Origin of the sequence: Sulfitobacter sp. THAF37, assembly GCF_009363555.1 — a bacterium.
Taxonomy (GTDB): Bacteria; Pseudomonadota; Alphaproteobacteria; order Rhodobacterales; family Rhodobacteraceae; genus Sulfitobacter.
Window position 1 is genome coordinate 62,449 of the sequence record NZ_CP045373.1, and the last position, 24,852, is coordinate 87,300.

The 24,852-nt window shown below is 58.7% G+C and carries 23 protein-coding genes; 16 read left to right on the forward strand and 7 right to left on the reverse strand.

The genetic code is table 11. The annotated features are described in order from the left end of the window. Window positions 1-12 precede the first annotated feature (12 nt). The 8 genes from FIU94_RS17085 (at window position 13) to FIU94_RS17120 (ending at window position 8,857) form a co-directional block, all read left to right on the forward strand. A complete protein-coding gene (locus FIU94_RS17085) occupies window positions 13-843 on the forward strand; it encodes an SDR family NAD(P)-dependent oxidoreductase (RefSeq protein ID WP_027264429.1) in 831 nt (276 codons plus the stop codon). A 180-nt stretch (window positions 844-1,023) separates the two neighbouring features. After that, window positions 1,024-1,653, forward strand: coding sequence for a TetR/AcrR family transcriptional regulator (locus FIU94_RS17090; RefSeq protein ID WP_152467142.1), 630 nt, complete (start codon window positions 1,024-1,026; stop codon window positions 1,651-1,653). A gap of 4 nt (window positions 1,654-1,657) precedes the next feature. Then, window positions 1,658-3,256: an acyl-CoA carboxylase subunit beta gene (locus FIU94_RS17095; protein ID WP_043753606.1), complete on the forward strand. Its 1,599-nt coding sequence runs from the start codon at window positions 1,658-1,660 to the stop codon at window positions 3,254-3,256. A gap of 9 nt (window positions 3,257-3,265) precedes the next feature. Next, window positions 3,266-4,060 (forward strand): crotonase/enoyl-CoA hydratase family protein, encoded by a 795-nt coding sequence (locus FIU94_RS17100; RefSeq protein ID WP_028288551.1) that lies wholly within the window; start codon window positions 3,266-3,268, stop codon window positions 4,058-4,060. Further along, window positions 4,057-6,060: a biotin carboxylase N-terminal domain-containing protein gene (locus tag FIU94_RS17105; RefSeq protein WP_254702676.1), complete on the forward strand. Its 2,004-nt coding sequence runs from the start codon at window positions 4,057-4,059 to the stop codon at window positions 6,058-6,060. Before FIU94_RS17100 ends, FIU94_RS17105 begins: the two co-directional genes overlap by 4 nt. After that, entirely contained in the window at window positions 6,057-7,223 is a 1,167-nt protein-coding gene (locus tag FIU94_RS17110) for an acyl-CoA dehydrogenase family protein (RefSeq protein WP_152467144.1), read from the forward strand. Before FIU94_RS17105 ends, FIU94_RS17110 begins: the two co-directional genes overlap by 4 nt. Window positions 7,224-7,270: 47 nt before the next feature. Continuing rightward, complete coding sequence (locus FIU94_RS17115; RefSeq protein ID WP_136340106.1) at window positions 7,271-7,837, forward strand: biotin transporter BioY; 567 nt, start codon at window positions 7,271-7,273, stop codon at window positions 7,835-7,837. A 201-nt stretch (window positions 7,838-8,038) separates the two neighbouring features. Beyond that, on the forward strand, window positions 8,039-8,857 hold the full coding sequence (locus FIU94_RS17120; protein ID WP_136340210.1) for an MBL fold metallo-hydrolase: 819 nt from the start codon (window positions 8,039-8,041) through the stop codon (window positions 8,855-8,857). Between the two features lie 66 nt (window positions 8,858-8,923). On the opposite strand, the gene FIU94_RS17125 is transcribed toward FIU94_RS17120, so the two are convergent. From FIU94_RS17125 to FIU94_RS17135, 3 genes are all read right to left on the reverse strand, one after another. Continuing rightward, window positions 8,924-10,258, reverse strand: a complete 1,335-nt coding sequence (locus FIU94_RS17125) for a DUF6880 family protein (protein WP_254702677.1) — start codon at window positions 10,256-10,258, stop codon at window positions 8,924-8,926. A gap of 187 nt (window positions 10,259-10,445) precedes the next feature. Continuing rightward, the gene (locus FIU94_RS17130; RefSeq protein ID WP_152467145.1) at window positions 10,446-11,246 is read right to left on the reverse strand and encodes an endonuclease/exonuclease/phosphatase family protein; all 801 of its coding nucleotides are present in this window, start codon (window positions 11,244-11,246) and stop codon (window positions 10,446-10,448) included. Between the two features lie 355 nt (window positions 11,247-11,601). Next, a complete protein-coding gene (locus FIU94_RS17135) occupies window positions 11,602-11,997 on the reverse strand; it encodes a RidA family protein (protein ID WP_007120572.1) in 396 nt (131 codons plus the stop codon). Window positions 11,998-12,084: 87 nt separating this feature from the next. Here FIU94_RS17135 and FIU94_RS17140 point away from each other — a divergent pair, with 87 nt between their 5' ends. Further along, window positions 12,085-12,804: a YafY family protein gene (locus FIU94_RS17140; protein WP_040701630.1), complete on the forward strand. Its 720-nt coding sequence runs from the start codon at window positions 12,085-12,087 to the stop codon at window positions 12,802-12,804. A gap of 243 nt (window positions 12,805-13,047) precedes the next feature. Here the strand turns inward: FIU94_RS17140 and FIU94_RS17145 are convergent, their stop codons facing one another. The 4 genes from FIU94_RS17145 to FIU94_RS17155 all read right to left on the reverse strand — a co-directional run bounded on the left by FIU94_RS17145 (window position 13,048) and on the right by FIU94_RS17155 (window position 15,737). Continuing rightward, on the reverse strand, window positions 13,048-13,617 hold the full coding sequence (locus FIU94_RS17145; protein ID WP_007120574.1) for a contact-dependent growth inhibition system immunity protein: 570 nt from the start codon (window positions 13,615-13,617) through the stop codon (window positions 13,048-13,050). Continuing rightward, window positions 13,614-13,961, reverse strand: coding sequence for a hypothetical protein (locus FIU94_RS17150; protein ID WP_040701632.1), 348 nt, complete (start codon window positions 13,959-13,961; stop codon window positions 13,614-13,616). Before FIU94_RS17150 ends, FIU94_RS17145 begins: the two co-directional genes overlap by 4 nt. 15 nt (window positions 13,962-13,976) lie before the next feature. Continuing rightward, the gene (locus tag FIU94_RS21145; protein WP_007120576.1) at window positions 13,977-14,105 is read right to left on the reverse strand and encodes a hypothetical protein; all 129 of its coding nucleotides are present in this window, start codon (window positions 14,103-14,105) and stop codon (window positions 13,977-13,979) included. A gap of 258 nt (window positions 14,106-14,363) precedes the next feature. Further along, window positions 14,364-15,737, reverse strand: a complete 1,374-nt coding sequence (locus tag FIU94_RS17155) for an aspartate aminotransferase family protein (RefSeq protein WP_040701702.1) — start codon at window positions 15,735-15,737, stop codon at window positions 14,364-14,366. A 551-nt stretch (window positions 15,738-16,288) separates the two neighbouring features. On the opposite strand from FIU94_RS17155, the gene FIU94_RS17160 reads away from it, so the two are divergent. From FIU94_RS17160 to FIU94_RS17190, 7 genes are all read left to right on the forward strand, one after another. Continuing rightward, on the forward strand, window positions 16,289-17,251 hold the full coding sequence (locus tag FIU94_RS17160; RefSeq protein ID WP_152467146.1) for a helix-turn-helix domain-containing protein: 963 nt from the start codon (window positions 16,289-16,291) through the stop codon (window positions 17,249-17,251). Between the two features lie 87 nt (window positions 17,252-17,338). Continuing rightward, window positions 17,339-19,366 carry a hydantoinase/oxoprolinase family protein gene (locus FIU94_RS17165; RefSeq protein ID WP_152467147.1) on the forward strand — a complete coding sequence of 676 codons (2,028 nt, stop codon included), beginning with the start codon at window positions 17,339-17,341 and terminating at the stop codon, window positions 19,364-19,366. A gap of 4 nt (window positions 19,367-19,370) precedes the next feature. Next, window positions 19,371-21,326, forward strand: a complete 1,956-nt coding sequence (locus FIU94_RS17170; protein ID WP_152467148.1) for a hydantoinase B/oxoprolinase family protein — start codon at window positions 19,371-19,373, stop codon at window positions 21,324-21,326. 89 nt (window positions 21,327-21,415) lie between these two features. Further along, window positions 21,416-22,150: an ABC transporter ATP-binding protein gene (locus FIU94_RS17175; RefSeq protein WP_232272177.1), complete on the forward strand. Its 735-nt coding sequence runs from the start codon at window positions 21,416-21,418 to the stop codon at window positions 22,148-22,150. Continuing rightward, window positions 22,150-22,884 (forward strand): ABC transporter ATP-binding protein, encoded by a 735-nt coding sequence (locus tag FIU94_RS17180; protein WP_007120582.1) that lies wholly within the window; start codon window positions 22,150-22,152, stop codon window positions 22,882-22,884. Before FIU94_RS17175 ends, FIU94_RS17180 begins: the two co-directional genes overlap by 1 nt. Continuing rightward, a complete protein-coding gene (locus FIU94_RS17185; protein WP_007120583.1) occupies window positions 22,881-23,795 on the forward strand; it encodes a branched-chain amino acid ABC transporter permease in 915 nt (304 codons plus the stop codon). The genes FIU94_RS17180 and FIU94_RS17185 overlap by 4 nt, the downstream gene beginning before the upstream one ends. A 3-nt stretch (window positions 23,796-23,798) precedes the next feature. Continuing rightward, on the forward strand, window positions 23,799-24,827 hold the full coding sequence (locus FIU94_RS17190; protein WP_007120584.1) for a branched-chain amino acid ABC transporter permease: 1,029 nt from the start codon (window positions 23,799-23,801) through the stop codon (window positions 24,825-24,827). Window positions 24,828-24,852 lie beyond the last annotated feature (25 nt).

Here is a 24,852-nt window from a genome sequence, read left to right on the forward strand (position 1 = left end):
GGAGGAATCAATATGACTGGAAAACTCGACGGGCGCGTGGCGCTGGTCTCGGGCTCGGGCCGGGGCATTGGCCGCGAAATCGCTCTCAAACTGGCCTCGGAAGGGGCCCGGCTGGTGATCAACGATCTGGATGCGGATCCGGCCAATGAAACCGCCGAGGCGGTGCGCGCAATGGGAGCTGAGGCCGTGGTCTGTGCCGGCAGCGTCACCGAAGACGGTTTTGCCGAACGGTTCATCAAGACCGGCGTGGACAGCTTTGGCGGGTTAGACATCATCGTGAACAACGCAGGCTACACTTGGGATAGCGTCGTTCAGAAGATGTCCGACGAACAGTGGCAGGCGATCATCGACGTCCACCTGACGGCACCTTTCAAGATCCTGCGCGCTGCCCAGCCGGTGATCAGCGCCAAGGCCAAGGAAGAGGCCGCCGCCGGGCAAGAGGTGTTCCGCAAGGTGGTCAACATCTCGTCCATCGCAGGGACCGGCGGCAATGCTGGCCAGATCAACTATTCCGCCGCAAAGGCCGGTATCCTAGGGGTCACCCGGACGATGGCCAAGGAATGGGGCCGCTATAAGGTCAACGTCAACGCCGTCGCCTTCGGCCCGATTCGCACCCGCTTGACCGAAGGCAGCGCGGATGGCGACAGCACGATCAAGGTCGAAGAAAAAGAGATCAAGGTCGGCGTGAATCCCGATCTCCTGTCCCAGATGGAGCGCATGATCCCGCTGGGCCGGGTCGGCACTCCGGAAGAAGCTGCCGGTGCCGTCTATCTGTTCTGTGCGCCGGAATCGAACTTCATTTCAGGCCAGCACGTCATCTGCGGTGGCGGTTTCGTGATCTAAGGCATTTGCCCGGACCCGATGACGGGGTCCGGGCAAGCACATTAATGTCTGGGCGGCCTCTTGGCGGTCGCCAATGCGGAATTTTCCGCAAACTCTAGTCTGGCACGATCACGACGATTTACTCATTTGCGTTATTAACCTAACAGGCGTTAGTTAGGCGTTGGGGCGATACGAAAGTATATGGCACAAAACACGGCAATCAAAATCAACGAGACATCGCGCAGCGCGGTTGGACGGGATGGGGTGCTGGACATTGCCGCGCGGCTTTTCCGCGAACAAGGCTACGGGTCCGTTTCGCTCCGAAAAATTGCCGAGGCCGCCGGGATCAAGGCGGGTAGCATATATTATCATTTCGGTTCCAAGGACGAGATCGTCGCGACCGTTCTTGATGCAGGGATTCGAGTCGTTCACGAGAGCATGAGAGACGCCGTCACCGACCTGCGGGCCGATGCCGACGGCGAAACGGTACTGCGCGCCGCGATCCGGGCGCATCTGCGCGCGCTTATTGATGTGAGCGATTATACATCGGCGAATGTGCGTATTTTCGGGCAGGTGCCGCAATCCGTCCGGGATGCCAACTTGCCCACGCGCAGGGCCTATGAGGCAGAGTGGGACAGTCTTCTGTCCCAGCTTAAGAAAGATGGCACGCTGAAGCAAGACGTCGATATCCGTCGCCTGCGCCTGATGCTGATCGGTACATTGAACGCCACGCTCGATTGGTTCGACCCGGACCGCGGTAGCGCCGATGCGTTGTCACGCACCTATGCCGATGTGTTCCTCAACGGGATACTCCAAAGACAGGATACCTGACTTCATGGCACGTCTTGAAACAGCGGTGCTGACCGCATCAGAGACCTACACCCGCAACCACGCCGCACAAAGCGAGCGCGTCGAAACGCTGCGTGCGCGGATCGCCGAAGCAACGGCTGGCGGCCGCCCCGATATGGTCGCGCGGCATCGCAAGCGCGGCAAGCTGTTGGTCCGCGAACGGATCGACCTGCTGGTGGATCCGGGCACTGCGTTTCTTGAGCTGTCGTCGCTTGCCGCCTACGGTCAATACGGGGGCGAGGTGCCCGGTGCGGGGATCGTGACCGGTATCGGGATCGTCCACGGGCTGCCCTGCGTTGTGATCGCCAACGATGCGACAGTGAAGGGTGGGTCTTTCTATCACGAAACCGTGCAGAAACACATCCGCGCCCAGGAAATCGCAGCCGAGAACCGGCTGCCCTGCCTCTATCTGGTGGATTGCGGCGGTGCCTATCTGCCAGAGCAGGACCGGGTTTTCCCCGATGCCCGCCATTTCGGCAATTCCTTTTATCGTCAAACCAACATGTCCGCGAGCGGCCTGCCGCAGATCTCGGCGGTCTTTGGAGGCTGCACGGCCGGTGGGGCCTATATCCCGGCCCTGTCGGACGAAGTCATCATGGTACGCGGCAACGCACGCATCCATCTGGGCGGCCCCTCGATCGTCAAGGTGGCGATCAACGAAGAGGTTGATGGAGAAACATTGGGGGGGGCCGAGATGCATTCGCGCGTCTCCGGTGTGTCTGACCATCTGGCCGAGGACGAGTATCATGCGCTTGCTCTGATGCGCGACATCGTATCCGAACTGGGCCTGTCGCGCCCGATGGGTCCCGATGCAACCTGCGCGCCGCCGGCGCGCAACCCAGAGGAACTGCTTGGCGTCATCAGCGCCGATCGCAAACAGCCCTATGACATGCGCGAGGTTCTGCTGCGCATGATCGACGCCGGCGAATTCCGCGAATTCAAGCCCGGATGGGGTGAGACGCTGGTCTGCGGCACCGCGCGGATTCACGGCTATCGAGTGGGCATTCTCGCAAATAATGGGGCGCTTGTGTCCGACAGTTCGCTCAAGGGCGCGCAATTCGTGTCGATGTGCGATCAACGCAACATCCCGCTTTTGTTCCTCCACAACATCTCGGGCTTCATGGTCGGCACCGAAGCCGAGCGCGGCGGCATTGCCAAAGACAGCGCCAAGCTGGTCTATGCCATGTCGGTTGCCAAGGTGCCGCGCCTGTCGGTCCTCTTGGGCGGCTCATACGGGGCAGGCAACTACGGCATGTGCGGACGTGGTTTCGCCCCGAATTTTCTCTTTGCCTGGCCCACGGCGGAACTGGCCACCATGTCTGCCGACATCGCCACAAATGTGATGCTGGAACTGCGCCGCCAGAAAGGGGGCGACCCGGGCAAGATGGAGGCCGACATGAAGCTGATCGAGGAGCAGGTTCGGGCCCAGTACGGTGAACAGTCCGATCCCTATTATGCCACCTCGCGGCTTTGGGATGACGGGCTGATCGAACCCGCGCAAACCCGCGATATCCTTGGCCTGTGTCTGGCCATCGTGACATCGGTGCCCGAAGCCGGTCGCCATACGCCTGTATTCAGAATGTGAGGCTTCAAGTTGACCAATACCTACAACACGATCCTTATCGAAACCGATGCGCGTGGCGTCGCCACGCTGACGCTCAACCGCCCCGACAAACACAATGCGCTGAATGGCGAATTGATCGCAGAGCTATACGATGCCGCCGAAAAGCTGGCTGCAGATGACGATGTGCGTATTGTGGTCCTGACCGGCGCGGGCAAGAGCTTCTGCGCGGGCGGCGATTTCAACTGGTTCGCCTCTAATGTCGAGAAAACCCGTAGTGAAAGGGTCGCACAAAGCGCCACGCTGGCGCGGCTGTTGCGCCGTCTTGACACGCTGCCCAAACCCTTGATCGGGAGGATCAACGGCCCGGCTTACGGTGGCGGTGTCGGCATGATCTCCGTCTGCGACTACACCATCGGCGCCGAAGGCGCGCGCTTCGGTCTGACCGAGGTAAAACTGGGCCTTCTGCCCGCGAATATATCGCCTTATGTGGTGGCCCGCATCGGCAAGGTGCATTCGCGTGAAACCATGCTGTCGGGGGCGTTGTTCGACACGGCCCGCGCCGAGCGGATCGGTCTGTTGACCGAGGTTGTCGCGCCGGGCGACCTGGACGCCACGGTGAACCGGGTGGTGCATGATCACCTTCAGGCCGCGCCGGGTGCCGTGGCCGATACCAAGGCGCTGATCGCCTATGTCGCGTCCCACGATCTGGAGACCAACATGATCTACACCGCCGACCGGCTGGCCGATGCGTGGGAGACTGAGGAAGGTATCGAAGGCATCAACAGTTTCATCAACAAGGGCGTTCCGTCATGGCGGGTGAAATGAGCTTCACCCGCGTTCTGATCGCCAACCGGGGCGAGATTGCCCGGCGCATCCAGCGCGGGTGCCGCAAACTGGGGCTGGAAAACGTAGCGGTGTTTTCGGACGCGGACCGCGACGCGCCCTTCGTGGCCGAGGCCGATCATGCCGTCTGCATCGGTGGGGCCGCCCCGTCGGACAGTTATTTGAACGTCGAGGCCATCCTTGAGGCCGCGCGGGCGACGGGCGCGTGTGCGGTGCACCCGGGCTATGGTTTTCTGTCTGAGAATGCCGGTTTCGCGGCGGCGGTCGAGGCGGCGGGCCTTGTGTTCATCGGGCCGGAACCCGACGCTATCGCGCGGATGGGCTCCAAGATCGAGGCCAAGGCTGCCGCCGAAGCCGCAGGCGTGCCCGTCCTGCCCGGCTATCGAGGCGAGGATCAGTCCGACGCGCGCCTGCTGCAAGAGGCCGAGGCGCTAGGCACCCCCTTTCTGGTCAAGGCCAGCGCCGGCGGCGGCGGACGCGGGATGCGGCTGGTCTCCGATCCGGGCGACGCACCCGAAGCGATTGCATCTGCCCGGGCCGAAGCGCAGAGCGCCTTCGACGATCCGGCGGTGTTCCTCGAACGCTATGCACCCCGTGCCCGCCACGTCGAAGTGCAGGTTCTGGGCGACACTCACGGCACCGTGCTGCATCTGGGCGACCGCGATTGTTCGCTGCAACGCAACCACCAAAAGCTGATCGAAGAAGCCCCCGCCGCCGATCTTCCCGAGGCTGTGCGCGACCGCATGCGTGCGGCAGCGGTGCGGTTGGCGCAGGCGATCGGCTATCGCTCCGCCGGGACGGTGGAATACCTCTATGACCCCGGGCGCGGTGAATACTACTTTCTGGAAATGAATACCCGGTTGCAGGTGGAACACCCCGTGACCGAGGCGATCACCGGCATCGATCTGGTCGAATGGCAGTTGCGCATCGCGCGGGGCGAGCCGCTGGCGCTGACGCAAGGCGATGTGCAGTTTGACGGGCACGCCATTGAAATCCGCATCGCCGCCGAAAACCCGGCCGAGAATTTCCGCCCCGAAACGGGCGAGATCAGCCTTTGGGCTCCGCCCGCCGGCGTGCGGCTCGATACCGGGGTCGAGGCAGGCTCGGTCGTCAGCCACCATTACGATTCGATGATTGCCAAGCTGATCGTCCACGCGCCGGATCGGGCCGGTGCGATCCGCCGGGCGGTTGTCGCAATGGATGCCTTTGCAGTCGGTGGCGTCGGTCTGAACCTGGCCTATCAGCGCGCGTTGCTGACACACCCGGATTTTGAGGCGTTCCGGCACCATACCTCAGGCCTGCCCGAGATGTTTCCAGGCGGCTGGACTGAACCGTCCGCTGATCCCCGGGACATGGCCCTTGCCGCGATGGCGCTGCATCTGCATCTCGCCCCGGCGGGCGCGTCGCCCTGGGAAAGCCTGGGGTCATGGCGGCTCACGGCCCCTGCGGGGTGGCCCGGTGCAGCATCCTATTGGGAGACGACCAAAGACGACCCGATCCGCGTAAACGACTCCGGGTCGGTGTTGACAGCCGTACAACTGGACGGCCAGACCATCGCGGTCGAGAGTGCCGCCTTAACAGGATGCCGTCTGAGCGGACGCATCGACGGGGTTCCGTTTTCGCGCACCGCCTATGTCTCGCGCGCGCCGGGTCACTGGCGGGTGCACCTGCAAACCCCTGCCGGAATGACCGCGACAGACCTGCGCACGCTGGAAGACCAGCATCTGCAACGTGCCACCGGCGGGTCTGGCGTCGCTGACCTGTTGTCCGCACCCATGCCCGGCGCCGTTGCCGAGGTGCGTGTCGCACGCGGCGACCGCGTTAAAGCCGGTGACACGCTTGTGGTGCTTGAGGCCATGAAGCTGTTGCAAAGCCTGCCCGCGCCGGTCGCGGGCGTAGTGACGGAAATCTATTGTGCACCGGGCGACACGGTTGCCGGGCACGCCCCACTTATCAAACTCGATCCAGAGGAAAACACATGACCAGACAAGACAACATCACCGCGGCCTCCGGCCCGTTCAACGAAGACCTCAACTTGATCCGCGACCAGCTGCGCCGGTTCATCGAAACCGAGGTGACCGCCAAGGCCGAGCCCTGGGAGGAGGAGGGCATGGTGCCCCGCGACGTGCTGCGCCGGATGGGTGATCTCGGCGTTCTGGGGATGCGCTATGACGAACAGTATGGCGGCGCGGGGCTGGACGTGATGTCCAGCGTGGTTTTGGCCGAAGAGGTCGGGCGATCCACCTTCGGCGGATTCTCGGCCACGGTTCTGGTCCACACCGACATGGCCTCGCCGCATCTGGAAAACGCCGGCACGCCCGAACAGAAGGCGCGGTGGATGCCGTCGATCACCTCTGGCGAAATGATCACCGCCGTCGCCGTGACCGAGCCGGGCGCGGGCTCGGACGTGGCCGGCATGCGCACCCGCGCGGTGCGGGACGGGTCGGATTGGGTGCTGAACGGCACCAAGATGTTCATCACCAACGGCGTGCATGGCGATCTCTACTTTGTCGGCGCCAAGACCGATCCCGATGCCAAGGGGTCGCGCGGGATCACCATGTTTGCGGTCGAAAAAGGCACGCCGGGCTTTTCGGTCGGACGGGCGTTGAACAAGACCGGCTGGCTGTGCTCGGACACTGCCGAACTGATCTTCGAAGATGTCCGCATCCCGGCCGAAAACGTTCTGGGCGAGGTCAACCGCGGCTTCTATTCGGTGATGAAGAACTTCCAGAACGAACGCATCGTCCTGGGTGCGATGGCCTGTGCCGAAGCGCAAACCGCGCTGGACATGACCGTGGATTACGTCAAGCAGCGCAGGGCCTTTGGCGGCGTTCTGTGGGACAAGCAGGCCGTGCGCCAACGGCTGGCCGACTGTCAGACGCGGATCGCGGCAGGACGTCAGCTGGTCTATCACGCCGCCGGTCTGGATGCCGCGGGCGGTGACTGCGTGAAAGAGGTCTCAATGGTCAAAGCCTATTGCGGCGAACTGGTGAACAGCGTGCTTTATGACTGCGTCCAGTTTCACGGCGGCATGGGTTATATGCGCGAAACACCGGTGGAACGCATGTCACGCGATGCCCGTGTGCAGGCCATCGGCGGCGGGGCGAGCGAAGTCATGTTGGAAGAAGTCGCCAAGCGCATGTGAGCTTACTATCCAAAAAATAACAATCTTCAGAAACAAGGACGAAAAAGATGAATCTGGAAACCACTCAAAGCCAATCAGTCGCAAGACTGACCCGAGAAATCTCGATAATACTCGTCGGCACAATTCTTTTGGCACTATCCGCCAAAATCGTGGTGCCGTTCTACCCCGTACCTATGTCTACACAGACCCTGGTTGTCTTGGGTCTGGGCCTTTTCCTGGGGCCGGTGCGCAGTAGTCTTGTTGTTGTGACATACCTTTTTGAAGGTCTGCTTGGCCTGCCGGTCTTCGCAGGCACGCCTCCGGCTCCGGCCGGACTGGCGTATATTGCGGGTCCCACAGGCGGATACCTGATAGGCTTCGCACTTGCAGCGGCGGCTGCCGGTTGGGTTGTTCAAGCACTGCAAGGACTTTGGCCTTCATTCAGAGCATCTGTCGCGGTCTTTTTGGGCTCGATACTCATGTATTGCGCAGGGCTGTTCTGGTTGGGTGGCTTTGTCGGCTATGGCGAAAAGTTGCTGAACGCCGGTCTTTACCCGTTCCTTCTCGGGGATCTGACGAAGGCGACAATTGCTGTAGTTCTGTATACTGCTTACCATAATCGCCGCGCTGTGTGACTGCCAGCCCAAGACTGTATCAGACTGTTTCAGTCTCATACGGTCTTGGTCCAATATAAGTTGAAATGGTCCGATGCCGGATTTGACAGGCACCGGACGCCAGCCTGAGGTTTCCGGCGCCATGCGAGAGCAATGCGCAAAACTGTGCGAACCAAATTGTTCGCAATCAATACCTGGTCGCACACAATGAAAAGAAGCAGCATGTTTTTCTCAGAGCCGGAGCCTTGCCGCGCGAAGGGAGTCGAATTGGCCCCTGGAATTCTGAGGATCGTCGCGAACAATCCCGGAAAGATGACCTACCACGGGACAAATAGCTACATCATTGATACGCCTGATGGTCGGTTCATAATCGACCCCGGCCCAGCAGAAGACAGTACACATTTCGAGGCAATCATCAAAAATTTGGGGGCCAAACCATCCGGGATTCTGCTCACACACCACCATTCTGATCATTTTGGAGTCGTCCCAGCCCTGCGAGCACGGACAGACGCACCTGTTTATGCCTCACGGGCATTCCCTGACGATGCATTTCGACCTGACCGGTTTCTGGAGGACGGACAGGTCATTGCCGGTCTTACCGTCCTGCACACACCTGGTCACGCGAGCGACCACCTTTGTTTCGCGAGACCTGACGGAGTGCTCTTCACGGGCGACCACGTTATGAGTTGGAACAGTTCGATCGTCAGCCCCCCTGACGGAAACATGCACGACTACTGCGCGCAGCTACAGCGGCTGATTGAGCGCGACGATAGGATCTACTTTCCGGGGCACGGACCTATACTCCGGGATCCGCAACCTTACGTCAAACGGTTGCTTTCCAACCGCATGCGTCGCGAGGCGGAGATCCTCGCCCACCTCTCAAACACCCCGGATTCGGTCCAGAATATCGCCGCTTCCGTCTACCAGAAAACCGACCCACATATCGCAATGGCCGCAGAACGAAACGTTGCGGCGCATCTGGAGAAGCTGTTGTCTGAGTCGCGGGTGGTACAAGATGGCGAGGCCTGGAAATTAACATAAACTTCATTATGCGAAAAAGAACAAAGAACGAACACGGGTCCTCTTACCCTCACCGTGAGCTGAACACTAAGCAACCGCCCCCCAAAATGAGGTCTTCTTTCCATGAGACTGTTTCAAGCCATCAAGATAAGCCTCATGCGTATCAAATTGTGCGAAGTCGTCAACTCTCGCGGCTAGGTTCTTGCACTCACGCAAGTGACGCGCAGCATGGCGATACCGTTTGACCCGTGAATTTTGCAACGCAAAATCGATCAAGCCGCGTTTCAAAAGTGTGGCGGCCAGTGGATGGCGATCCTCAAGGGCGTCGGACACCGGTCCCAAAAGCTCATAGTGATTTCCATCAATCTCTGCGGCACGGTTTGTGATAAGAACTGCAGCCTGCTCAATCGCGGGCCAAGTCATCAGAAAATGGAGAGCTGTCGTGAAACTCTCAAACCCAAGCGCGTGTTCAAGGGCTCGGCTCTCTGCTTCGACGTCTTCAAAATCAGGTAGTCCGCTGAGCCATGCGCGTAGATGGTCTGCATTTAGGCTGCGTGCAAAACACGTCCACATAAAGTCCCGCGCCACCTCGGGCTGCCCCATCGCGCGCATCACGCTGATCCGGGTCACTTCCCAGTCATAGGGAATCCATCCGCGATCTTTCTCATCGGGCGCATTGATGGCCTCCCATGCTTCCTCAACCCGCCCCGCTTCAAGAAGACGACGCGCGATTTCAGCAGCAACCTGTGGTGCCTTTCGTGCCAGATCACTTTGTTGGTCAATGTAGGCGTCTACATCACCTTCGACATCCGCAATCTGCTCGAGCGCCATGCGCAGCGCGTAGTTGTTCGACAGATCAATTCCCGAAGTGGTGATCCCAGCTTTAAGGTGCTGCAATCCTTCTGAACCCAAGACTGAAGCAAGACCTGATATCAAAGTTGGATAATGCCCATAATCATCATCGGCCAAGGCCTCCAGCAACTGGTCTGCCAGGACAAGCGGGTCCGGCGCGGCAACCTCGGCCATATCGATCAAGCCTTCACAGGCTTCGTAAAAAATCGACTGCACCTTGCCCGTACTGTCATCGCAACGTTCATAGACCCCATTCGCAAGAGCCACGAACCGCCAAATCAGATCAAACGCCCCTGCTGGATCGACCGGCCCAACTTGAGAAACGATGGCGCGTCTCTGCATGTCTAAGTCAGCCGCGAAAGCATTGCGGCCCTGCCAGTCAATAAACGATCGTGATCTTGCAATGCTACTGAGCCGCTTGCGGATCTCCCGAGCGACATCTCCGGAACCGGCTTCGCTTGCCAGCTCCAGCCTCAGCTGCCGCTTTGCGTCAGCATTACCTTTGGTGATATCAAGAAGAAGGTCGGCCAACCGCTCAGCGCCGAGCGCCGCAAGGTTCTTTGTATTCAATGTAGTCTTCGAAGCCATGCAGGAAATTTAGGTCAATATGCAGCTCGAATGCCAGCCCCCTCCTCAAGTTTATGACCATCGCAGATTTGGGAAGACCTGCCCTTCGCTGCATAGCGCATGAACTGACACAGTGCGGACGAAGCTGCCGTTCGAATCGCCGACGCCAACGGCAGCTATAGGTTTTAGGCTACACTTTCAGAACGAGCGGGCAGTGATCTGAAACCTCAGGATCATGGATCACGTCAAAACTGTTCACCGCATCTTCACAGTCTATGAGCATATAGTCGGCAAAGCGTCCTGGCTTCTTGTATTGCGTGTTGCGTGTGCTGCCGAAGCCGCGCCCCGTCACCAGTTCGGTCAGTCCGGCACTACTGAGGATCGAAAGCGTTTCGCTGTCCGGCTCGACGTTGAAATCGCCACAGATCACCGTGAGATCGTCTGGTTCTGCAAGATTGCGCGACAAGTCGAGCAGCTTCCGAGCTTGTTTCTCACGCTCTGGCGTATCCATTTTCCCATTCAAGTCGCGCAGACCATGCATATGGGTAATGCTGACGGCTCGGTTGGCGTCATAGTCCCATACCCGCACACCATGCGCGCTTCGGGAGCGCGGGTGATCGCCAAAACCCACAGGAGAAAAATCCTTGTGAACGAAGCCCTGCACTTGTCCAATGATCGGGAAGGACCGGTGTACGAAGGTCGCGAGGCCCCATTGCGATGGGATTGAGTCATCACCGTCCCAAAGCACCCCTTGCGCAGCCGGACAAAAGATCGCGACATGCTCCGGCAAAGCAGCGTTGACGTCGCGAAACAAGTTGGCGCGTTGCGGTAGGATGTGATCGCCGTCACGATACGTCAGCCAGTCTTTTTGAGACGCGGGGCTATAGATGACCTCCTGCAAGCACAGAATATCGGGAGCCTTACTGGCGAGGTATGGGAGTAGGGCCTGATGGAGCTTTCCACCCCAGCCATTGAGACACATGATTTCCATTGCGAGCTCCCTTTTCTTGGAGCGGACATTCGCTGCAACGAAGAAATGATGCAACTCGGGCTCACACCCGCCGTTCGCCGCGCGTATCATCAACGGCAGCTCAGGCCAAAACCTCACCCCCACCGAACGCCCCATTAATTAATTTTCCGTGACCAAAACCCCGTTTCAGCCAGTGCACGCTTTGTGCACGGGTTGTGCACGCTTTTCACCCCCCTGTTTCTGGCGATTTGGCCAAAGTTTAACGGGCGGTTTCGCAGCCTTAAGCACTCTGAAAACAAAAAATGCCGTTCCCCGTCAGCGCTTCGCCGTTGCCCAAGGGTGCGCAGCCGCTGCGCACCCTCTTCTCGCACAGGGCCTAGGCCGCCGCTGTCGCCTCGATCTCAAAGAGCAAACCCGGAAGAGCCAAACGCGTCACCCCCAGAAGCGTCATCGGCGGTGCGCAGTTTAGCGGCCCGAAACGCATGCCCAGCAGGTCGAAGTTCTTCAACGCCTCGTCCACATCCGTGGCATAGACCCCAAGCCGGATAACATCTCCAAGCGACATATCCGCTCCGGCCAGCACGGCCTCAAGGTTGTCCAGCGCCAAAGCAATCTGCGCGCGCATGTCGTTCGGATGCTGGGGCTTGCCCTGCCCGTCTACAGCCGTCTGGCCAGCACAAATAAGCTGCCGCCGCGGCCCTTCAATGACTTCTGCCTGATTGTATCCCAGCTTCAAGGACCAGTCCCACGGATTTACGGCTCTGCGTTGCATCTTTGATTTTCCTTTGTTGATTTCGATAAGAAAGCCCTATTGCCAATAAGTGCCAAATTTTGTCACCATATGTGCTAGAGTGGCAAAATGAATATCAGACAGAGACATGACGCCATCGTGCGCAGCCTTCGGCGCAACGGCACATCAACCGTCGCGGAGCTCGCCGAAGAGGTCGGCACCTCCAGACGCACGCTCCTGCGCGACATCGCCGCCTTGCGTGACGAAGGCTTTGTCATCCATTCCGAAAGCGGGCGCGGCGGTGGCGTGCAGCTTGACCCCCAGTCCATGCAAACAACCGCCCGCCTCTCTGTGGCCGAAGTCTTCGCGCTGCTGATCAGCGTGGCCGCCGTGCGCGCCGCCCAGAACCTGCCCTTCTCCGATCTCGCAGATGCAGGCCTCGCCAAGATCGAGCGCGCCCTGCCGTCTGACAAAGTGCGCGATCTGCGCCGCTTCCTCGCCTGCCTGCACATCGGCCAACTCTCGCCCAAACAGGACCTGTCTGACCTGGGCACAATCGACCCCGCCCTGCTGCCCGCTTTTGAAAAAGCCTTTCTGGCGCGCCAGCACCTCCGCTTTGAGTATCGGGATGCCAAAGGCGCGCGCAGCCTGCGCAATGTCGAGCCGCAGGCCATGCTCATCTTGCAACCGCTCTGGTATCTTGTCGCATGGGATCCGGCGCGCGAAGATTTCCGGCACTTCCGCATGGATCGCATCACAGGCCCTGAGCTTGTCAGCGGCCCGCCCTTCCGGCGCAGGCATGTGCCCTTTGAAAAAGATGTTTGTCCCTACAACGACCTGCCGCGCTGACCCCCAAAACCGCGCCACCCTCAGGCGCGCACACATCACGCTCAACATCAGAGGCTTTCGCAATGAAGGAGCGGCCGCCCCACAAGCATGCCCGGCACTCAAGACTGCGTTCCGCGCAAAGGGCAAACCGCAGAAACCACGAATTCGCTGCGTCCGCACCAAAGGCCCGCGGTGCGGTACTTTGTGAGCTTTCGCTGCGTTTGTGCCAATGGTTGCTTTAGCAGGCGTCGTCGACTCAGGGACCTACGCTGAGCGGCTTATGTCCAGTGCGTCCAGAATAGCCCTGCCAAGCTCTTCGACTGACACGTCTTCCGGCAAGACCGTATCTTCTTGGCCGCGAATACCCTCCCAATGGCCATGTCCGCGATAGCGCGTTGGCTTGATTGCGATCTTGCCGTCCCGCAATGTTAACGAAACATGGCCCGCACCGTTAAACAGCGCTTTCAAAGTCTTGACACCAGCGCGCGCCTTGTCTGCTTCCTCCCACGCCTTGAATTCTTCCTTTGTCGGAATCCGGATGACGTCGTCCCACTCTGGATGTTTTGGCGTGATGAACCGGCTGGCCAAAAGGGCGGCCCGCGCGTGGCCAGCGATTTCGAGCGCAGTTAGGTCTGGCGGTAGATACTCATGATATCCCTTGGGGTCCAAATGCGCGCTACCATACACCGCTTGTGAGGCGATTTCCGTGAATTTGCGATAGCTCGTAACAAAGGCACTTTTGCGTTCTTTGGGAGGCTTGGAGCGCTTTTTTCGCTCCGCCGCTTCAGCACGCCGTTTCGCAATCCATTCTTCTGTGGTCAGGACTTTTTTCATCGGATACGGCTCACTTCTACGTCGATCCCCAAACTCTCAGCGTAGTCTATCGCACGTTGAATTTGAGTAAACTGTTCCGGGGTGGTTCCGTCGGGCACGGCAAGTTCCAGGCGTTTGATGTCGATTTCGTCCGCGCTGATTTCAATGCCCTTCTTGTTGTCGTACTCGAAGTGGTCAATTTGGTCGATGTAACGCTTCAAAGCACCAAAAATACGACTGGGCCGGTCCACATATCCCGGCGCGCGGGTTTCGAGCGTCTTTGCGCTTGTGGCAAGGCCTCGATCTTCGTCGAAGAAATCGAACGTCTTGAAGTTGTCGGGCGTGCGCTCTCCCAAACCGCCCAATCGTTCCAGGTGATCCTACCACGGTCCACCCTGCTCCCTGATCGGCCCGCCCCAGGTGAGGCCGGAGTTTTCGATGACGTCCCAGTCAGGATCAGAGGGCAAGCGGCGCGCCTCTGCCGCCTCATGCAGAAGCGCGTCGCGCATGTCGTCCGCGTCCTGCGCGTCACAGCTCGGCCCGCGCCGCCGCAACGCACCAAAGCAACGAAGAGGCCGTCAACAAGAACGGAGTCTCGCCGGTCTGAAAGCCGCTCAGCAAAGGTTCACCCGAAGAAGCTCTTGGTTGAACGAGATTTGTAAAGATCAGCTCGCGTGACAGGCGCCACCCGGAAAATGTGTAGACAGGCCGACCCAAGTTTTTCCCGGATGGGAAAGGGTAAGAGTTCTGGCTTGTCGTTCCCCTGACTAGGCGGCCCCGTTTATGTCTGCGGCCAGTTCCTCCAGACTCTTTTTTGTGATCTGGATGATTTCTCGCACGTCATTCGCGCCCACTATCAATGGCGGACAAAATGCCATCGCGTCTGTCATATTACGTGAGATGAGGCCGTTGCGCAGCATGATTGCGTTCATTTGGGCGCCGAGTTTTCCAGGGGCAAAATCGCCTGATTTACCCTCTGGGGCGATCAATTCAAGTGCGCCTATGAGGCCAATGCCACGTGCCTCTCCAACGAGAGGGTGGGACGTCAGGTCGGTCAATCCAGCTTGCAATTCTGCACCGCGTTCGGCGGCATTGGCCACAAGATCGCGCTCTTCGATAATCTTGATGTTTTCCAGCGCTACGGCTGCGCCGACGGGGTGGCCACCGCCCGTATAGCCATGCCCCAGAACACCGATGCGCCCGCTTTCGTCGGCGATTGGCTGATAGACCCGATCGTTGATCATGAAAGCCGAAAAGGGGAAATAGCTGGAGGTGATCTGCTTGGACATGGTGAGAATGTCGGGCTTTATGTCAAAGGTTGTAGAGCCAAACATGTTGCCCGTGCGGCCAAAACCGCAAATCACTTCATCTGCGATAAGAAGGATATCGTATTTCGCCAGAACCGCTTGGATTTTCTCCCAGTAGGTCGCCGGAGGAACAACAACACCGCCCGCGCCCATGACAGGCTCGGCGATGAATGCGGCTACAGTTTCGGGGCCCTCTGATTGGATCATATCATCAAGATCTTGGGCACAGCGTGACGCAAAAGCTTCTTCGCTTTCGCCGTCCTGACCTTCGCGCCAGTAGTGCGGGCAAGTGGTGTGCAAGATGCCCTCCATCGGCAGATCGAAGGACTTGTGGTTATAGGGCAGACCCGTCATCGACGCGGCTGCGACTGTCACGCCGTGATAGCCGCGCAGGCGCGAGATGATCTTCTTTTTCTCGGGCTTGCCGAGCGCGTTCGAGCGATACCAGACCATCTTGACGATCGTATCGTTCGCCTCGGAGCCCGAGTTGGTATAGAAAACCTTGCTCATTGGCACGGGGGCTATTTCGATCAGCTTTTCAGCAAGATCAATCGCCGGACCATGCGAGCGGTGCGAGAAGTTGTGGTAGTAAGGCAGCTTTTGCATTTGCCGGCTGGCGACATCCACAAGGCGTTGTTCGTTGAACCCGACTGCCACGCTCCAAAGGCCGGACATGCCCTCGATATAGCGGTTGCCGTTTGAGTCGGTGACGTGGATTCCCTCGCCTGATTCAATGATCAGCGGACCAATTTTTTCATGCGCTTCGGCATTGGTATAGCTGTGAAAATGATAAGCGATATCACGGGCTTCGTCTGAATTTGGTCGCACATCCATGGCAGGCATCACTTCTTGTAAGTTGGCGTTTTTCACGCGGCAGGGGGCCGCGATTTGCCCTCAGTGCTATCGCCGCTTTCTTGCTTTTAGCAAGCAGTTTTGTTCCGAGCATCCTGTCTGCGGGCCAGCGAGGCCGCCCATTTGAAGCAGAAACGCCCGCCGGGATTTCGGTCGTGGTTTGAGGACACTTCCATCCTGTGATTCTGTTTGGATGCTTCGTTTTTTTGAAGCGCAGCGGCCGTGAATCTTGGGGAAAATGCGGCCCAATCCCGCTCAGGTTGTTGCCTTCGCAGCTTTCCGTTTCACAAAACCAAGACCCGATTTGGCGGTGTTCTCGCGCTGCAAATGGTTGGTAAAAATATGTTTTAGTTAGATATTTAGGATTTTCCAGGGCCTTTCTGGGCCCGATGAAAGAATCGCAAGTGCGCGAATTGACACGTGACACAAGAGTTTGTGCGTTTTTTGCCAAAGTGGTTGGCCGGAACGGTGCTACGATAATTTTAACACATGAGACAGTTGTGTTTTCGCCATTTGTGTTTTGGGGACGTTAGATGAATCAGAAGGACAAAACTGCAAACAAGCTCATGACTGCCACCCAGTGGCAGGCGGCTGTCTCAGATACGTTCTTTCCCCTAGAGACCACGATGGCGGATGACCAGTCCTTTTCAGGTGATCTCAATACTTGGAACCTCGGTATCGTCGATCTGTCGCAGATGCGTTGCGATGGCATTCTCTACAAAAGGCACAAGCGGCACTTTCTGGACGAAGTTGAAAGCAGTCTGCTGATTACCATTCCAAGATTGGGGACGGTCGGCTTTGACCAGAATGCCCGCCAGGCGAAATGTTCACCGGGCGAGTTTCTGGTAGAACGGGGCGATTTGCCCTACGAGTTCTGGCATGAACAGACGAACGAGCTGTTGGTGCTGAAGGTGTCTTCCGAAAGCGTGCGGGCCCGCATCGGCCCAACAGACCGTTTGGGCGCGCTGAGTTTTGATGGCACAGCCGGCGTGGCCAGTTATTTTCTGGATACCGTCAAGACAACGGCGCTGCACGTCGATTTGCTTGATGAGCAGGCGCGCGCGGCCGCTGGCAAGCACATCCTTGATCTGCTGTGCCTCTCAATCCGCAAAGATGACCGTGTGCTGGACAGCGAAACCTCGACAATCCGCGCAGCACATCTGCACCGCGCAGAACAGTTTATCCGCAACAACCTCTTCAATGAGAATCTCTCCTCAAGTCTTGTGGCAGAGGCCTGCAATGTGTCGCAGCGCTATCTGCAACAACTGTTCTCGGAGTCGGGCAGGTCGGTTTCCGGGTTCATCCGCGAAAAGCGTCTGGTGCGCGCGCGCGAGGACCTGAGCGTCGTAGGGCCCATCACAATTGCCGAGATAGCCCATCGGTGGGGGTTTTCGGATCAATCCCAGTTTAACAAAGCCTATCGTGCGCAGTTCGGCTGCACACCGACCGAAACGCGCAAAGCCGCGCAGCAAGGCCAGAAGACGGCCCCTCCGTAACCCTTAGCTAAAACCGAAAACCCCCAAGTAGGGTCGGCTTTCGCCGGCGCCTTCCTGATGCCCTGTTGTCTTTTGAAGGATGTAGACATGAAGAACACAAGAGTTGCCGTAGATGTGGGTGGGACGTTTACCGACGTCGTCATTATGGACGAAACAACGGGTGCGATCCGCATCGAAAAGACGTCATCGACACCGGATGACCCGATGGTTGCCATTCTCAACGGGATTGATCAGGGCGGCATCGACCTCAGCGAGGTGTCGATGTTTTCGCACGGGACAACCGTGGCAACAAACGCGCTGATCACACGTAATTTGGCGCGCTCTGCGATGATCTGCACCGAAGGGTTCCGCGACGTGGTCGAAATCCGCCGGGCCAACAAGGAGGATCTGTGGGACACCTACAAAGATGTGGCCAAGCCCTACATCCCGCGTCGGGACCGTCTGACCGTCCGTGAATGCGTCGACGCGAACGGCACGGTTCTGGAAAAGCTGGACGAAAAAGAAGCGCTGCGCATCGCGCATGTTTTGAAGAAGCGCAAAGTCGCCTCTGTTGCTGTCTGCTTTATGAACTCTTACACCAATGGGGCCAATGAAGAGCGGATGCGAGACATTCTGCTGAGTGTGATGCCGGATGTGCCGGTGACGATCTCTTCACAGGTCCTGCCGGAGATTTTTGAGCACGAGCGTTTCTCGACAACGATGGCAAACGCGGTCGTGTCGCCTTCGGTCGTTGATTATGTAGCGCGCCTTGAGGGTAAGCTGGCTGACGGCGGCTACGAACGCGATCTGCTGTTGCTGCACACGGGCGGCGGCGTGATGACCCCGGCCAGCGTTAAAGACTTTGCCGCGCGTCTGGCAGGGTCGGGCATTGCCGCGGGCGCGATTGCCAGCCGCTTTATTGGCAACCTTTGCGGGTTTGACAATTCTATCGGTTTTGACATGGGCGGGACCAGCACGGACGTATCCTTGGTGTATGAAGGCAAGTCGCGTGTCACCAAAGACTGGTATATCGAATATGGCTATCCGATCCGGTTCCCGTCGATCGAAGTGCTGACCATTGGTGCGGGCGGCGGATCTCTGGCGTGGAAAGACGAAGGCGGGTCACTGCGCAACGGACCGCAATCTGCGGGCGCCTTCCCTGGGCCTGCCTGCTACAAGAACGGCAATGAAGTGGCCACAAACACGGACGCCAATGTTGTGCTGGGCCGCCTTGGCACATCGCTCGCGGGGGGCAAGATTACCCTTGATCCCGCCCTGGCCGAAGCGTCGGTCAGAGAGACTGTGGCCGAGCCTTTCGGAATGGAGCTGCACGAAGCCGCCGAAGCCGTGGTTGCGGTTGCAAACGCAAATATGGCCAATGCGGTGCGTTTGCTGTCGATTAGCCGAGGTTATGACCCACGGGACTTCGCGCTTGTGGCGTTTGGCGGAGCCGGGGCGTTGCATGGTGCGGCAATTGCCAAGGAGTTGTCGATCCCGACTGTCATTATCCCGCCCAATCCGGGTGTGACATCGGCTCTGGGTTGCCTGCTGGTCGATATCCAGCACGACTTCTCAGACAGCTTCATGGCTGCTGCGGCTGATACCAAGCCGGAGGATTTGGAGGCCGCCTTCGAGCGGCTGGAGGCCATGGCCGCTGATCGTTTGAAGCACGAAGGCGTAGCGCCCAAGGACATTGTCATGCAGCGCACGGTCGAGATGATGTATCAGGGCCAATGGCGTGCCTTGGCAGTATCTGCGCCGTCCAAGGTCACCGATATTGAGGCCTTGATCGACGGGTTCCACAGCGAACACCAGCGCGAATTCAACTTCCGCCGGGATGACGCACCGGTGTCGATCTTCCGTGTGGGGCTGACGGCGACGGGTATGGTTCCCAAGGCCGAGCTGCAAAAGCACGAGGTGAGGAAGAACAAGCCCAAGACCGACAAGACACGCGATGTCTGGTTTGACGGCAAGGCCCACACGGCGATGATTTTCGAGCGTGAAAACCTGACCGCCGGTGCGACCTTTGATGGCCCCGCCATTGTCGAGCAGTTCGATTCAACCACCGTAATTCCGCCGAACACGACTGCTGAAGTCGATCAATACATGAACATTCTCATCCGAGTGCAGGAGTAATACTATGAGTGATTCAAAAGCCCTAGATCCCGTCACGTTTGAAGTTCTCAAGAACTCCTTCATCACATCCGTTGACCAGATGGCCGAGCAGATGCTGCGCACCTGTTACTCCTTTGTGATCTACAACCGCGACTTTTCAAACGCGCTGCATGATGCCGAAGGCAATTCGGTTGCGCAGGGCAACGATGACATCGCGGTGCACGTCGGCACGCTGCACTTTACCTGCAAAGACGTTATTCGCGTCTTCAAGGGCGACATGATGCCCGGCGATGTCTACGCAATCAACGATCCTTACGCAGGCGGCACGCACTTCAGCGATGTCCGTCTGGTGCGGCCGATCTTTGATGAAGACGAGCTGATCGGGTTTTCGCAGTCAAACGGGCACTGGTCTGATCTGGGTGGCTCTGTGCCCGGTTCTTTTGATGTGACGGCGAAAGACATGTTCCGCGAGGCGGTTCGGATCACACCTGTCCGGCTATTCCGTGCCGGCGAATTTTGTTCCGACGTTGCCAACCTGATCGCAAACAACACACGCGACCCCGCGTCGATTATCGGTGACATCCACAGCCAGGCACAGGCCACGCAGGTGGCCGAACGTGAAATCCTGCGGCTGGTGCGCAAATACGGGCGCGAGCAGGTCAAGCAGGGCATGAACGAGGTGCAGGACTACGTTGAACGCGCCGTGCGCCAGCGTATTGCGGCGCTGCCCGACGGCACATGGAAATCCGTCGACTACATCGACCGGGACCCGTCAGGTGGCGAGGGGATGATCCCGATCCACATCAAGATGACAATCAAGGGTGATCAGATTCACTACGATTTCGAAGGCAGCCACCCGACGATTGGTTCGATGTACAATTCCGCGCCGGGAGCCACATTCTCGGCTGTCGTCGCGGGGATGAAGACCTTCTTTCCTGACCTGCCGTTGAACTCCGGCTTCTATCGGATGCTTTCTGTCGCTGCGCCGGAAAATTCGGTGGTCAGTGCCCAGTGGCCCACGGCGGTCACCGGCTTCCTGATGCCGTTTGAAAAGATCATGAACTCGGTTTTCGAGATGTGGTCGGAGATCATGCCGGAGCGCGCCATCGCCTGTGCATTCAATCTTGAATACCTGTTGGCGGGGGGCACGGACAAGCGGCGCGAGGAGGACTCTACATTCATGTTCTACGAATGGCTCCCCGGCGGTTGGGGCGGACGGCGCGGTAAGGATGGCAGCGACGTCACCACAGCCTGCTTCGGAACCGGGCTCATGTCTCAGCCCAACGAAGGCAACGAGCGGGTCAACCCGACCCGGACGCTTGAATTTCAGATCAAAAAAGACAGCGCAGGCCCGGGCAAATGGCGCGGTGGGACAGGGGTGCAGAAAACCTCCCTGCTTCTGGAAAGTGAAAAATCCGTCATGTCCTATGTATGCGACCGCGAACGCGCCGTTGTCTGGGGTGTTGATGGTGGTTTGCCCTCCATGCCGCATGGTCTGACCATCAAACGCGCCGGCTCGGACACGCACGAATGGCTTGGGTCGGTCTTCTCCGGCTTCCCGATGTATTCGGGAGATGAGTTTGCGCGCCCGACCGCGGGGGGCGGCGGCTTTGGCGACCCACTTGAACGCAAGACAGAGGCTGTTCTGACGGATGTGGTGGATGACTATGTCTCTATCAAACGAGCCGCGTTGGACTACGGCGTGGTGATCAAAGAGATTGATGCGGACTTGTGTGAATATGAGGTCGATGAGGCCGAGACCGAGAAACTGCGGGCGCATATTCGTGAAAACCGCGTGGCTTGGGCGCGCATTGATCCTGAAAAGGTTGCCGAGATGTATCGCAACGGCGAGATCGACGCGATGGACGCCGTGCGACGCTATGCGGTGATCCTGGATTGGGAAACCGGCGAGCCGCTGCCCAAGACGATCGAACAGTTCCGCGAGAGTTTCGAGCGGCGCAGCGTGGCACACTGGACCTAGTGAGCATCACCAGGACCCACAGCCGCCATCGGTTGGCGGCTGTGGAGCACAACGGTCGGAACAGGAACGCGAAGGATAAGATTTTGTCATTGGAACTGGAATCAATCAGCGTTGCGTTTGGTGGCTTCAAGGCTCTGGATGACGTGACGATTTCGCTAAAGAAGGCGGAAATTGTCGGGTTGATCGGCCCCAACGGAGCAGGCAAAACCACCTGCGTCAACATCATCACAGGCTTTCAGGACCCCACGTCAGGCACGGTCATGCTGGATGGGCAGGACATCAACGCCAAAGCGCCCTATGACATTCGCCGCCGGGGTCTTGCGCGCACGTTCCAGGCCGGGCGCTTGTTTTCCGGGCTGGATGTACTGGACAATCTTGCAGTGACCGGGGTGGGCCTTGGCCATTCGCGGCGCGCCTCCGAAGACGAAGCGCTGCGCGTGTTGTCCTGGATGGGGGCCGGGCATCTTGCCGAACTGCCCGCAGCCGGGCTGCCCTATACGGACGAGCGCAGGGTCGGCATTGCGCGTGCGCTGATGTTTGCCCCCGATTACCTGCTGCTGGACGAACCCGCCGCAGGCATGTCCGAAACCGAAGCGGATGATCTGGCACAAATCATCAGGCGGATCGCGGATGAGCTGAACTGCGGTGTCCTGTTGATCGAGCATAACGTCGGGCTTGTCCTGTCATTGTCAAACCACGTCTATGTTCTGGACGCGGGCAAGATCATCGAAGAGGGCGACAAGACCGAGATCCTGGCCAGCCAGGCGGTACGCGAAGCCTATCTGGGCGCAGAGCATGCGCCAGAAAACATGGAGCACGCGTGATGTCAAAGCTGGGTGTTTTCGATGTCGCGGTTCGGTATGGCAAAGTGCCTGCACTGTCGGATGTTTCCTTTACTGTTCAAGAGGGTGAGAGGCTGTTCATCTCCGGGCCGAATGGGGCGGGCAAGTCCTCTCTGCTCAAGGCGATTTGCGGAGCCGTTGCCACGACCCATGGCCGCATTGAGGTGGACGGCGATGTGCTGAATGGCCGCTCGCCCGAAGCGATAGCGCGTTTGGGTCTGACTATGGTTCCGGAAGGCCGCGAGGTTTTCGGAACGCTGACAGTCGAGGAAAACCTGCGTGTGGGCACGGGCATCCGGAAGGACAAGGCGGCGATTGAAACGGATATCGACGGGATCTACCAGAGCTTTCCTATCCTGGGTGAGCGGCGGCATGCCAATGCCGGAGCACTGTCCGGCGGACAGCAACAGATGTTGGCGATCGGGCGCGGTTTGATGACCAATCCCAAACTGATGATGGTGGATGAACCTTCGCTTGGGTTGGCTCCGAATATTGTCGATCAGGTCTATGAAACGCTCGTCAATCTGCAGGCCGAACGCGGCTTGACCCTGATCATCGTTGAACAGAGCTCGGCCCGCGCGGCCCGGGTTGGCGGGCGCATGGTGTTGCTGCGCGGGGGTCATGTTGCCGGCGATGGCGATGCGGCAGGCTTTGCGGAAAGCGATCTGCTTAAGGAAGCCTACTTTGGGCAAAACCAGTCGGAGGATGCGACATGAACGCCGTTCCACAGCTGCTCTTTGATGCGCTGAGCCTTGGGGGCATCTATGCCATGGCCGCACTTGGGATTGCTCTGATCTTCGGGGTGATGAAACTGGTGAATTTCGCCCACGGCGAATACATCGCCTTTTGCGTTTTTGCATTGATTGTGCCCTCGACGGACGCAGTTGCCGTCATGTTCTTGGGCAAAGCGCCGGCGATTTTGCTGATCCCGCTGCTGCTGCTGATCGGCGCTGCAATCGCCGTCGCCTCCGAGTTCTTTGTCTTCAGGCACATGCGCAATGCCACGCCTGTGGCGATGATGATTTCATCTTTTGCCTTGGGGTTCGTGATCCAGAATACACTGCTGTTGGTCTACAGCAGCCGTCCCAAGGCAGTAAGCCTCTGGCCAGAGTTGAACCAGCCCGTCAGCATCGCAGGGGCCTCGATCCCTTTGCTACAGATCATCGTCATTTGCACCACTTTGCTCGTTGTTGTGACGCTTGCCTTGCTTTTGAAACGCACGCGGATCGGGCTGGAAATGCGCGCGGCGGCTGAGAATTTCACCATGGCGCGGCTTTTGGGTGTGCGGGCCAATGTGGTTATCACCGGCGCCTTTGCCCTGTCTGGCGCGCTGGCTGCCGCTGTGGCGCTGATCATGGTCACACAAACCGGTGTGGCAGACATTCGCATGGGCGGGCAGATCATGTTGGTTGCCTTCATTGCCACAGTGATCGGCGGTTTGGGCAGTTTGCCCGGTGCTGTAGCGGCGGGATTTTTGATTGGCGCTGCTTCGGTCATTTTGCAGGGGTTCCTCCCGCTCGAAGCACGGCCTTTCCGTGATGCGTTTCTTTATACGCTGGTCATTGTCAGCTTGCTGCTGCGCCCCGACGGATTGTTCGCTCCGAGATCTACGAAGCCGAGGGTTTAGCACATGGCACAAACACATAAACAAAAGCGCCTGAGTGCTTGGTCCACGCCAATCTTGCTGATCGCCATTCTGGTGGTGTTCACATTGCTGGTCACGCTTCTGGGTGACAAATCATTGGCGCGTATGGCGGCGCAAACCCTGATCCGCGTGACCTTTGTTGTCGGGCTTTGGATATTCGTTGGCAACTCCGGCCTCGTCAGTTTCGGACATGCCGGTTACATGGCGATCGGGGCCTATTGCTCTGCATGGCTGACCCTGAGGCCCCAGATGAAGGGGATGTTCCTACCTGATCTCTGGCCGTATCTGGCGACTGCTGAATGGCATGGTTTTCCGGCTGCTGTTGCTTCGGGCCTTCTGGCGGCTGTCATTGCACTGATTTCAGGTGCTGCGATCTTGCGGCTCTCCGGCATCGCCGCCTCTATCGCGACATTCGCATTTCTGGCAATTGTCTACACCGTTTATTCCAGCTGGGAAGGCGTCACGGGGGCCACGTCTTCTGTTGTCGGCCTGACACGATATGCCGATCAATGGGTTACTCTGGGGTGGGCCTCTGTCACAGTTCTGGCCGCTGCGTGGTATGCCAACTCCGCATCCGGACTGGCCTTGCGTGCCAGCCGCGAAGACGAAGTGGCCGCAGACGCCAGCGGTATCAACATGTATGGCCATCGGCTCATTTCTCTTGTGGTCTCTGCCTTCTTTGCGGGTGTCGCGGGTGCGCTCTTTGGCCATTCGCTTGGTGTTCTGAACCCCAACAGCTTCTACCTCGGCATTACCTTCATTACCCTTGCAATGCTTGTCGTGGGCGGCATTGGCAGCCTGACCGGCGCTGTCATGGGGGTCCTTGTTCTGTCCATCATCATCGAGGGGCTCGTGCGGATGGAGCGGGGCATGGAGATTGGCGAGACGACATTGGCTCTGCCAACGGGTGCTCAGGAAATCATCATCGGGATCATCATGATCCTGGTTCTCATTCTACGCCCTGCCGGTCTGACTGGCGGGCGTGAACTCCGGCTGCGGATCGGTGGCCGCTAACCGGAAAATCAAACACATCGAAACC

What these genes read in the sequence shown, in the direction of transcription:
- FIU94_RS17095 (WP_043753606.1), top strand. Translation starts at nt 1,658, where the DNA reads ATGGCACGTCTTGAAACAGCGGTGCTGACCGCATCAGAGACCTACACC.
- FIU94_RS17155 (WP_040701702.1), bottom strand. Translation starts at nt 15,737, where the DNA reads ATGGATGTGCGACCAAATTCAGACGAAGCCCGTGATATCGCTTATCAT.
- FIU94_RS17085 (WP_027264429.1), top strand. Translation starts at nt 13, where the DNA reads ATGACTGGAAAACTCGACGGGCGCGTGGCGCTGGTCTCGGGCTCGGGC.
- FIU94_RS17145 (WP_007120574.1), bottom strand. Translation starts at nt 13,617, where the DNA reads ATGAAAAAAGTCCTGACCACAGAAGAATGGATTGCGAAACGGCGTGCT.
- FIU94_RS17120 (WP_136340210.1), top strand. Translation starts at nt 8,039, where the DNA reads ATGTTTTTCTCAGAGCCGGAGCCTTGCCGCGCGAAGGGAGTCGAATTG.
- FIU94_RS17160 (WP_152467146.1), top strand. Translation starts at nt 16,289, where the DNA reads ATGAATCAGAAGGACAAAACTGCAAACAAGCTCATGACTGCCACCCAG.
- FIU94_RS21145 (WP_007120576.1), bottom strand. Translation starts at nt 14,105, where the DNA reads ATGCGCGACGCGCTTCTGCATGAGGCGGCAGAGGCGCGCCGCTTGCCC.
- FIU94_RS17090 (WP_152467142.1), top strand. Translation starts at nt 1,024, where the DNA reads ATGGCACAAAACACGGCAATCAAAATCAACGAGACATCGCGCAGCGCG.
- FIU94_RS17115 (WP_136340106.1), top strand. Translation starts at nt 7,271, where the DNA reads ATGAATCTGGAAACCACTCAAAGCCAATCAGTCGCAAGACTGACCCGA.
- FIU94_RS17105 (WP_254702676.1), top strand. Translation starts at nt 4,057, where the DNA reads ATGAGCTTCACCCGCGTTCTGATCGCCAACCGGGGCGAGATTGCCCGG.
- FIU94_RS17190 (WP_007120584.1), top strand. Translation starts at nt 23,799, where the DNA reads ATGGCACAAACACATAAACAAAAGCGCCTGAGTGCTTGGTCCACGCCA.
- FIU94_RS17170 (WP_152467148.1), top strand. Translation starts at nt 19,371, where the DNA reads ATGAGTGATTCAAAAGCCCTAGATCCCGTCACGTTTGAAGTTCTCAAG.
- FIU94_RS17130 (WP_152467145.1), bottom strand. Translation starts at nt 11,246, where the DNA reads ATGGAAATCATGTGTCTCAATGGCTGGGGTGGAAAGCTCCATCAGGCC.
- FIU94_RS17110 (WP_152467144.1), top strand. Translation starts at nt 6,057, where the DNA reads ATGACCAGACAAGACAACATCACCGCGGCCTCCGGCCCGTTCAACGAA.
- FIU94_RS17180 (WP_007120582.1), top strand. Translation starts at nt 22,150, where the DNA reads ATGTCAAAGCTGGGTGTTTTCGATGTCGCGGTTCGGTATGGCAAAGTG.
- FIU94_RS17165 (WP_152467147.1), top strand. Translation starts at nt 17,339, where the DNA reads ATGAAGAACACAAGAGTTGCCGTAGATGTGGGTGGGACGTTTACCGAC.
- FIU94_RS17185 (WP_007120583.1), top strand. Translation starts at nt 22,881, where the DNA reads ATGAACGCCGTTCCACAGCTGCTCTTTGATGCGCTGAGCCTTGGGGGC.
- FIU94_RS17135 (WP_007120572.1), bottom strand. Translation starts at nt 11,997, where the DNA reads ATGCAACGCAGAGCCGTAAATCCGTGGGACTGGTCCTTGAAGCTGGGA.
- FIU94_RS17140 (WP_040701630.1), top strand. Translation starts at nt 12,085, where the DNA reads ATGAATATCAGACAGAGACATGACGCCATCGTGCGCAGCCTTCGGCGC.